Origin of the sequence: Streptomyces iconiensis, assembly GCF_028657195.3 — a bacterium.
Taxonomy (GTDB): domain Bacteria; phylum Actinomycetota; class Actinomycetes; order Streptomycetales; family Streptomycetaceae; genus Streptomyces; species Streptomyces iconiensis.
The window spans coordinates 56,703-65,573 of record NZ_JANCPR020000053.1 but is presented as its reverse complement, the minus strand read 5'-3'; the positions used below and the strand labels follow the sequence as shown (position 1 = coordinate 65,573).

At 70.7% G+C, this 8,871-nt stretch carries 10 protein-coding genes; 1 reads left to right on the top strand and 9 read right to left on the bottom strand.

Going from position 1 to position 8,871, the window contains the following annotated elements:
- Positions 1 to 37 precede the first annotated feature (37 nt).
- The 6 genes from NMN56_RS35860 to NMN56_RS35835 form a co-directional block, all read right to left on the bottom strand.
- The gene (locus NMN56_RS35860) at positions 38 to 787 is read right to left on the bottom strand and encodes an SDR family NAD(P)-dependent oxidoreductase (RefSeq protein ID WP_274044243.1); all 750 of its coding nucleotides are present in this window, start codon (positions 785 to 787) and stop codon (positions 38 to 40) included.
- Between the two features lie 157 nt (positions 788 to 944).
- Positions 945 to 2,354 carry an amidase gene (locus NMN56_RS35855; RefSeq protein ID WP_274044242.1) on the bottom strand — a complete coding sequence of 470 codons (1,410 nt, stop codon included), beginning with the start codon at positions 2,352 to 2,354 and terminating at the stop codon, positions 945 to 947.
- 6 nt (positions 2,355 to 2,360) lie between these two features.
- The gene (locus NMN56_RS35850; RefSeq protein ID WP_274044241.1) at positions 2,361 to 2,567 is read right to left on the bottom strand and encodes a hypothetical protein; all 207 of its coding nucleotides are present in this window, start codon (positions 2,565 to 2,567) and stop codon (positions 2,361 to 2,363) included.
- Positions 2,568 to 2,883: 316 nt separating this feature from the next.
- Positions 2,884 to 3,711, bottom strand: coding sequence for an alpha/beta fold hydrolase (locus tag NMN56_RS35845; protein ID WP_274044240.1), 828 nt, complete (start codon positions 3,709 to 3,711; stop codon positions 2,884 to 2,886).
- A gap of 220 nt (positions 3,712 to 3,931) precedes the next feature.
- Positions 3,932 to 4,336 carry a nuclear transport factor 2 family protein gene (locus NMN56_RS35840; protein ID WP_274044239.1) on the bottom strand — a complete coding sequence of 135 codons (405 nt, stop codon included), beginning with the start codon at positions 4,334 to 4,336 and terminating at the stop codon, positions 3,932 to 3,934.
- Between the two features lie 407 nt (positions 4,337 to 4,743).
- Complete coding sequence (locus NMN56_RS35835; protein ID WP_274044269.1) at positions 4,744 to 5,706, bottom strand: NADP-dependent oxidoreductase; 963 nt, start codon at positions 5,704 to 5,706, stop codon at positions 4,744 to 4,746.
- A 149-nt stretch (positions 5,707 to 5,855) separates the two neighbouring features.
- Here NMN56_RS35835 and NMN56_RS35830 point away from each other — a divergent pair, with 149 nt between their 5' ends.
- A complete protein-coding gene (locus NMN56_RS35830) occupies positions 5,856 to 6,851 on the top strand; it encodes a GlxA family transcriptional regulator (RefSeq protein WP_283742544.1) in 996 nt (331 codons plus the stop codon).
- Here the strand turns inward: NMN56_RS35830 and NMN56_RS35825 are convergent.
- Genes NMN56_RS35825 through NMN56_RS35815 form a run of 3 tightly spaced genes read right to left on the bottom strand, consistent with a single transcriptional unit; the run spans position 6,829 to position 8,731 of the window.
- Positions 6,829 to 7,584 carry an SDR family NAD(P)-dependent oxidoreductase gene (locus NMN56_RS35825; protein ID WP_274044237.1) on the bottom strand — a complete coding sequence of 252 codons (756 nt, stop codon included), beginning with the start codon at positions 7,582 to 7,584 and terminating at the stop codon, positions 6,829 to 6,831. The genes NMN56_RS35830 and NMN56_RS35825 overlap by 23 nt on opposite strands.
- Before the next feature lie 47 nt (positions 7,585 to 7,631).
- Complete coding sequence (locus NMN56_RS35820) at positions 7,632 to 8,306, bottom strand: helix-turn-helix domain-containing protein (RefSeq protein ID WP_274044236.1); 675 nt, start codon at positions 8,304 to 8,306, stop codon at positions 7,632 to 7,634.
- Positions 8,189 to 8,731 (bottom strand): Rrf2 family transcriptional regulator, encoded by a 543-nt coding sequence (locus NMN56_RS35815; protein WP_274044235.1) that lies wholly within the window; start codon positions 8,729 to 8,731, stop codon positions 8,189 to 8,191. The genes NMN56_RS35820 and NMN56_RS35815 overlap by 118 nt, the downstream gene beginning before the upstream one ends.
- Positions 8,732 to 8,871: the final 140 nt, after the last annotated feature.

Below are 8,871 nucleotides of genomic sequence, written 5' to 3'. Positions count from 1 at the left end.
GGACGGCGTCAAGAGCCCGGTTCGGACGCGGCCGTCCTTACGACAGGGAGATGCTCATTCCCCCGTCGGCCATCACAACGGAGCCGACCAGGTAGCTGGCACGTTCGGAGGCCAAAAACGCAATCACTTCGGCGATCTCCTCCGGCCGGGCGGCCCGTTTGATCGGAGTGCCCCGGCCGTGCTCGGCCAGGAACTCCTGCCCGTCGGAGCGCACGTCGTTGAGGATGTTGGTGACGACGTCGCCGGATCCCACCGCGTTGACGCGCACGCCCTGCTCGATGGCCTCCACGGCGAGGGTGCGGGTGAGCTGAACCAGCGCCCCCTTGGACGCGGCATAGGCCGCGATCGTGGGAAACACCTGGAAGGACGCGTAAGAGGCAACGTTGACGATCGCGCCCGAGCCCTGCTCGGACATGACCCGCAACGCCTCCCGGGAGTGCAGGAAGGCGCCGGTGGCGTTCACCGACAGGACCGACTCCCAGTCCTGCAGGCTCATTTCGGCTACGGGCTTGAACATGATGATCCCGGCGTTGTTGACCAGCACGTCCAACGACCCGAATTCGTCCCGGGCCAGCGCGACGGCGCGCGCTGCGCTGTCTTCCCGCGTCACGTCGGCCACCAGCGGGACAATGCCCGGCTGTGCCAACTCCTCGACCGCGGGATCACGATCCTCGGCGATGACATGGGCGCCCCGGGCGTGAAGGAGAAGCGTGGCCGCCCGGCCGATGCCACTCGCCGCCCCGGTGACGATCGCGGTCTTACCAGCCAGCTCTGATGAATCGCTCAACTGTCGCTCCTGAAACAGGTCGATTCGGATTCGGTCAACGGCTCCGACGCGCACAGATGGGAAGCCTGATCGGGCGGCGCTCTCTGGCCAGGCACCCCGTCGGCGCCCATGCCGTGCACTGGCCGGTCCCTCACGCCCGTCGTACCGGAACCGCCTCTTACAGGGCCGGACGGCGGTCCTGCCACGGAGCTGCGGTCTCCAGCAGTGCGGCCACCCGCAGCAGCAGGTCTTCGCGGCCTGGGGCGGCCACCAGTTGCACGCCGATGGGCAGACCGTCGGCGTTGGCGTGCAGCGGCAGGGAGATCGCGGGCTGGCCGGTGAAGTTGACGAACGGGGTGAAGGGCGCGAACTGCACGCTGCGGCGCAGCGGCGCCAGCGGGTCCGCCGGGTCGGAGCCGAGCGTGCCGGACGGCAGCGGTGGCTCAGCCAGCGTCGGGGTGAGCAGCAGGTCGTGGTCGTCCCACCAGCTCACGACGGACCGGGCGAAATCGGCGACGCCGTCGCGTGCGGCCTGCCGGTCCTCGGCGGTCACCTCGGTACCCATCGTGCCGAGAGCCCAGTTGAGCGGCTCCACCTCCGCCTCGGTGACGTCGCGGCCCAACTGGCGGGCGACGTCACCAAGGACGTCGGCCATGCCGGACGACCAGAACGCCGGGAGCAGCCCGTCCAGCGCAGAGTCGCCCAGGGCGGCCGGGAAACCGGGATCGACGTGATGCCCCAGCGACTCCAGCAGCCGGGCAGCTGCACGCACGGCCTCCGCACAGTCCGGGTGCACTGGTGAACCATCGACCTGGGTGTCGAGCAGGCCGACCCGCAGCCTGCCCGGATCCGCGCCCAGTTCGGCGAGGTAGCCACCGGTGGGGGCCGGGCTCTCGACGCCGTGCGCGATGTCCAGCAGCAGTGCGGTGTCGCGCACCGACCGCGTCACGGCCGAGGGCACGATCAGGTCCTGCACGGACTCGACGGTGGTGTGCCGGCTCGCGCGGGAGGGTTTGAGAGCGACCAGTCCGCAGCAGGACGCCGGGATGCGTATCGAGCCGGCGGCGTCGGTTCCATGGGCGATCGGCACCATTCCCGCGGCCACAGCGGCTGCGGAACCACCGCTGGACCCGCCGGGCGAGAGCGCGGTGTTCCACGGGTTGCGGGTGGCTCCCCAGGCCGCGGACTCGGCAGCGGGTACGGTGCCGAACTCGCTGCTCGCCGTCCGTCCGACGAAGATCAGGCCGGCAGCGCGGTAGCGCGCCACCAGCGGACTGTCCGCGGCGGCCTGCCGGGCGTGCGCCTTGAGTGCGACGTTGGCGTCGGTGCAGACCTGCCCGGCGACATCGGTGAGAAGGTCCTTGATCAGGAACGGAACACCGGCCAGCGGCCCGGTCGGGCCGGCTGCCACGGCCGTGCGCGCCTGATCGAAGTAGCGCAGAGTGACCGCGCCGAGAGCTGGGTCGAGCTGCTCGATCCGTTCGACAGCGGCCTCGACGAGCTCGCCGGACTTCACCTCCCCCGAGGCGAGCAGTTCGGCCTGGCCGGTCGCGTCAAGCCAACGGGTCTGGTCAGCAAGTGAATTCATCGTTCGTCATACCTTCGCCGTGGTGGTCATCGTTGGGGCGCTGCCGGCACGCCCGTCGGCGCTGCCCGACGCGCCGCTCATCGGCCCGGCCGCGAGCTGACCGACGGCCAGACCGACCAGGCAGGTCATGACGACGGGCTGGGCTGCCGGGGGAGGACGGCCCAGGGCGTCGGCGAGGTGAGGCAGCCCTGGCACGTAAGCGTTGATGATCAATGGCCCGAGCGCAACAAGCGGTCCTAGGATCACCAGGACCCGGACGCCCCGGTGGGGCGCTTCGCCCGCTCGATCAGCAGTGCTCGTCTTCTTCGTTCTGTCCGGTTCTCTCCGCCGTGAGTTCGCGGGGCGTTGCCGGCCCCGGCCCCCCTTCCGGGGCCGGGGCCGGGGTCGGCAACGTGGCGAGCGTCCGGGGATCACAGAAGCCGACCGGCCCCAGGGCCCCGGCCGCACGTCCGGGCGGCCTTGGGGGTTGCTCGCCGGTCGCGCGGGTGGGGTGGTGAGGCGTCGGTCCGTGCAGGAGCCTCTGCCGGATTCAGCGCTTGAGGAATTCCAGAAGGTCCCGGTTGAACTGCTCCTTCTCGCCGGGGACGAGGGCGATGCCGTGGGAGCCGCCCTCGTACACCTTGAGCGTCGCGTCCGGGATGATCTCCGCGCTCTTGCGGGCGGTGGCCTCGACGGGCACGATCTGGTCGTCGTCGCCGTGCACCACGAGCGTGGGGATGTCGAACTTCTTGAGGTCATCGGTGAAGTCCGTCGAGCCGAAGGCGTTCACGCAGTCGACCCCGCCCTGGAGGGTCTGGGCCATGCCCATGTACCAGAAGGCGTCCTGGTTTCCCTGGGTGACGGTGTTGCCGTCCCGGTTCGCGCCGAAGAACGGGACGGCGGTGTCCTTCCAGAACTGTGAGCGCTCCGTGAGGAGGCCGTTCCTGAGATCGTCGAAGACGCTCTGCGGCACGCCGTCGGGGCTGCTCGGGGTCTGGAACATCAGGGGTGTGATGGCGGAGAGCAGTACGGCGGACCGTACGCGGCCGGTGCCGTGACGGCCTATGTAGCGGGCGAGTTCGCCGCCGCCCATGGAGTGGGCGACCAGCGTGACGTCCCGCAGGTCGAGCTCGGTGAGGAGGTCGTTGAGGTCGTCGGCGAACGTGTCGAAGTCGTAGCCGCCGTAGACCGGCGTGGAACGCCCGTGGCCGCGACGGTCGTGCGCGATGCCGCGGAAGCCGGCATCGGCGACGGCCTTGAGCTGGTCCTGCCAGGCATCACCGTTGAGCGGCCAGCCGTGGAGGAAGACCACCGGGCGGCCCTGGCCCCAGTCCTTGTAGAAGATCTCGGCACCGTCGCGGGTGGTGATGGTGGGCATGTCTCATCCTTTCGAAGAAGCGACCGGCCGTTTTCGGCAGTCGCACAATTGTTGGTAACTCGCGCCGAGTGGTTCGGGGCGGGACGAACGGGGGCCATGCGGTGCGCTGTGGCATTCCTCCGCATGCCCTGCCGTTCCCCGCGTGGGCGGTTGTCCGTGGGCGACAGTCCTGACGGGGCGATTCCCGCACAGGGTGCACAAGACGATCGAGCGCCCGTACTCAGGCCGAGTCGGCGGCCGGGGGTTCCTTCTCGTCGTCGCCGATCTGTCGGGAGACCTCGACGAGGCGGGCGATCCGGCCGTCCTCGACCCGCGCGAAGATATGGGATTCGAAGCGCAGGGGCGGCCGGTCGGCGGGCACCATCGTGAAGAGGTACCGGCCGGCGGTCCCGGTGTCCGAGGAGAACTGTTCCAGCACCCGCAGCCCGCCCCCGCCGACCACCATCCGGCGCATCTCACGCACATGCGCGGTGTACGCGGCCCGCTGGTACTCCTGCCCATTGATGCGCTGAACGAAGTGCGGCGTGATGAGCCTGTCCAGGGCTTCCTCCAGCGGCTCGGCGCTCTCGTCCCCGTACAGCAACTCCGTCAATGCCTTGGACAGATCGAGTTCCTGATCGGTCAACTGGTCCTCCTCCTTGCGGAAATCGGTGATGTGAGGCCGTGCGACATGCGGCGGTCTGTCGGACGTGAAGGCTCGCTTCCGCCTCGCCGAGCGCCCCTGTGCTCCATGACAGCCAGGTCGAACGCCGCGCAGCCGGCGCCAACCCCTCCCACCCGTCGGGCAGCCGGGTTCGCCGGGGCGCCAGGCTGACGCCGTAGAAGGTGGCTGTCAGGGGCTGCTGGTCGTCCGAGTCACGGCAGAGGCGCCGCGCACGTCACCGGGGTGTGCTCGACCAGGACCCTGGCCCGGCCGGAGGCGTGCCCCGCTTCAGCAGCCGTACGGCGTCGCCGGTATACCCGTGGCGAGGGCGTGGACGATGCGGGCGCCCATGGGCCCGGTGTCCCCGACCACGAGCGTGGTCGCTCCGGTCACTTCGCGACCTCGAAGACGAGCTTGCCGCGTGTGCGGTTGGTCTCGCCCAGCCGGTGGGCTTCGGCGGCCTCTTCGAGGGCGAAGGTGCGTTCGATCTGGACCTGGACGGCGCCGGCGTCGACCAGTTCCGCGATGGCCGTCAGTGCCGCCGCGTCCGGTTCGACCAGGAGCGGGCTGGTGCGCACGCCCGCCCGGCCCGCTGCGGTGGCCAGGCCGGGGGAGACGCCGCCGGGTACGGAGACGACGATGCCGCCCGGCCGGGTCACCGACACAGAGCGCACATCGGTCTCGTCCAGCGTGCCGAGCAGGTCGATGACGGCATCGACTCCGCCGGTGGCGTCCTCGAACCGCCGCTGGGTGTAGTCGATCGTCTCGTCGGCGCCGAGTTCTTTGAGCCAGGCGTGCCGGGGTTCGCGGGCGGTCGCGATCACTTCGGCGCCGAAGTGCTTGGCGAACTGCACCGCCAGGTGCCCGACGCCGCCGGCCGCGGCGTGCACCAGTACCCGCTGCCCGGCGGCGACGCCGGCGGCGTCGACCAGGGCATGCCACGCGGTGAGCGCGGCGAGGGGCAGAGCCGCCGCCCCGGTGTGCGGGAGCGAGGCCGGTTTGCGGGCGAACTGGCGGGAGGGGGCCGTGACGAACTCGGCGTAGGCGCCTGCCGGGCGCGGGAACCACGGCATGGCGTAGACCTCGTCGCCGGGAGCGAGCGTGGTGACGCCGAAGCCGACCTCCTCGACGACGCCGGAGACGTCCCAGCCCGGGATCAGCGGGAAGCTCTGCAGCCCTGCCATGCCATGGCCGGCGCGGGTCTTCCAGTCCACCGGGTTGATCCCGGCGGCGTGCACGCGCACCAGCACCTCGGTCGGCAGCGGCTCCGGGCGTGCCACCCGGCGGGTCCTCATCACCTCTGGCCCGCCGAACTCCTCGATGGTCACGGCCCGCATCGTCTGCTCGCTCATGCTCTCCTCGTTCGCTTTCGCTTCGTTCACGTTCATCCGCCGGGCCCCCGCCGCTTGGTCCGGCGGGGGACTCGCGGGCTTCTCCAGCCTCGTCCGTGCCCGCAGGAGCGGTGAGTGGCCGGGCAGCCAGCCGTCGTACTATTCGGGCCATGCCGCATCGCGTTGCCGTACTCGCCCTCGACGGGGTCATGCCGATGGACCTGGGCATAGCGGCCCGGGTGTTCAACCAGGCCGTCGGCCCGGACGGGGAGCGCCTCTACTCCGTGAAGGTCTGCTCGCTCGGTGGCCGGGCGGTCCGTACGAACGAGGACTTCCGGGTCGTCGTCGACCACGACGAGTCGCTCCTTCAGACCGCGGACACCGTGGTGATCGCCACCCAGGAGCCCACGGAGGAACTGCTCGCCACCGGGAAGCTGCCCGCCGAGCTGACCGCCACGCTGGAACGGGTGCGGGAGCTGACCCGCATCGTCAGCCTGTGCACGTCGGCGTTCCTGCTCGCCGCGGCCGGCCTGCTGGACGGCAGGCGGGCCACGACCCACTGGGCGCTGTGCGAGCAGTTCGCGCGCATGTTCCCCGCCGTCGAGGTCGATCCCGACGTGCTGTTCGTCGACAACGGGCACATCCTGACGTCCGCCGGCGGCGCGGCCGGCATCGACCTGTGCCTGCACCTGGTCCGCCAGGACCACGGCGCGACCGTGGCCGCAGCCGCCGCGCGACGGTGCGTGGTGGCCCCCTGGCGCGAGGGCGGGCAGGCCCAGTTCATCGAGCACCCGGTTCCCGAGGACGACGACCGTTCCACCTCGGCCACCCGGCAGTGGGTCCTGGACCGGCTGGCCGAACCGATCACCCTGGAGGACATGGCCCGGCACGCGCACATGAGCGTGCGCACGTTCACCCGGCGGTTCCGTGGCGAGGTCGGCATGAGCCCGCTCAAGTGGGTGCTGCAGCGCCGACTGAACCAGGCACGCCGACTGTTGGAGTCCACCGACCTGGCCGTCGCACGCGTCGCCACGGCCAGCGGATTCGGCGACCCCGTCACGCTGCGCAAGCACTTCCACATGCACGTGGGCCTGTCCCCCCTGGCCTACCGCCGCGCCCACAACGCGCCGGACCCGGCCAGGGCTACAGGCTCTGGCCACCGCTGAGTTCAATGGAGGAGCCGTTGGCCCAGCCGAAAGCGGCGGAGAGGATGCTGGGGACAGCGGCGCCGAGATCGTCCGGAGTGCCGATCCTGCCCAGGGCGATGCTGTGGGCCGACACGTCCCGCACGGCCTCGGTGTGCATGATGCCGTCGCCGAAGTCGCTGTCGGTCGCGCCGCCCCGCAGGGTGTTCACGCGGATCCCGCGTTCGGCCAACTCCACGGCCTGGTACCGGGTCAGCACCTCCAGCGCGCCCTTCGTCGCAGCGTACGCGGATCCGCCGGGGACGACTGCCCTGGTCAGCGCGGTGGACAGGTTGAGGACGCTGCCCCCGTCCGCGAGCAGCGGCAAGAGCTGCTGCGTGAGGAAGTACGGCGCTTTGAGGTTGACCGCGACCAGTTCGTCGAACTGTTCCTGGGAGGTTTCGGCGTACGGGGTGAAGGCGCCGATTCCCGCGTTGTTGATCAGGTGGTCGAACCTGTCCGTCCCCCAGCCGCGCAGCACGCGCGCGACACCGTCCACGAAGGCCGGGAAGTCCTCGGTGCGCGCCGCGTCCAGGTGGAGGAACGTCAGGCGTCCGCCGCTCCCGGTGACGCGGGCCGCCAACGCGTCCGCCTCGTCGCGAGCGCGGTGGTAGGTACCGATGACGGAGACCCCGGAATCGGTCAGGTGGGCGGCCATACTGCGCCCGAATCCCCGGCTTGCGCCGGTGACGAGGGCGATCTTCGGCTGTGTCATGCGGGAATCATGGCGGGGCGCCGACGAGCCGACCACCGGATGTCCACTCAGTGGCCATCGGTCGCCGCGAGCCTCTCGATGGCCAGGGCCGCACGCTGGACGTGCGCGGCGAAGTTCTCCGCCGGGAGGCGGGACGCCATGGCGATCTGCAACGAGGCCCGCTGCCCGTCCGCCAGGGTCAGCAGCCGCGCGTAACAGGTGAGTCCCTCAAGCATGTCCTCCTCGTCCACGGCCGCGGCGAACGGCCGTAACCGGGAGGAGTCGCGCCGGATCGGGTCGAGGACCATGGCCGCCGCCGACATGTCGGGCATCTCGATCCCGGCGTAGGCGTCGATGGGCAGCTCCTCCCTGCCGGGGATCATCTCCACCGCCACCAGCCCTGTCTGCGCCGGCACGACGAGCGAGACGGTGGCGCCCGTCTGGTCGCGCAGCTCCTGGATCACGCGGTTGGCGCGGGTACGCGCATGCCCCAGCGTCCGGGCACGCGCGCCCATTCCGAGCAGCTGCGGGGAGACCGCCCACCGCCCCCCTGGGGCCCGTTCGACCGCCCCGCTCCTGCGCAGTTGGCGCAGCAACCGGGAGACCGTGGTCCGGGGGATGCGCGTCAACTCGGCCAGGCTGGAGAGCTGACGGCGCTCGTCCGACTGCGGCAGTGCGCGCAGGACGCGGAATCCGCTCTCGATGACCTCACGTCCGACGTCGGGCTCATGGTCCGCTGCCATGTTTCTGCTCCGTTCGCCGTGTCCCATGACATCGGCACAGTTGTATGAATGGGATGCTGCTTCCGGCCTCGCGCGGGGCGGTTCGGAATTCCACGCCCCGCTCCAGGACGTCGTGCACGGTGAACCGCTCCCGCTCTGTCGCGACGGCCCCGGCGACGACCCTGTCGAGCGGCCAGCGATTCCTGGACACCGCGGCCGACCGAACAGGTCGGGGCGGCTCCGTGCGGACCGAGCACGGGGGCGGGCCCCTGGAGGAGTCGCCAGACCTGGGCGGGTGTGATGTGCCGGGCGGCCGTCGCCAACTCCGAACCGCTGTGCGCGCCGGGGCGGGAGCGCACCGGTCCGGCGTCACGCAGCGGCCCGGGAACGCGGCGCACGCAGGTGGAGTTGACGTTGGTACTCTCCGCGGGTTCGCCCGAACTCACCAGGCGCCCCCTTCGGTGCGGCCCGCGAGATACGTCAACACGTGCGCAGCGACCGCGAACTGAGTGTTCTTCGACCGTGCCATGCCTTCATCTTGCCATATTGCAACCACTACAGTTACGGTAACGGTGATTCGTAATCA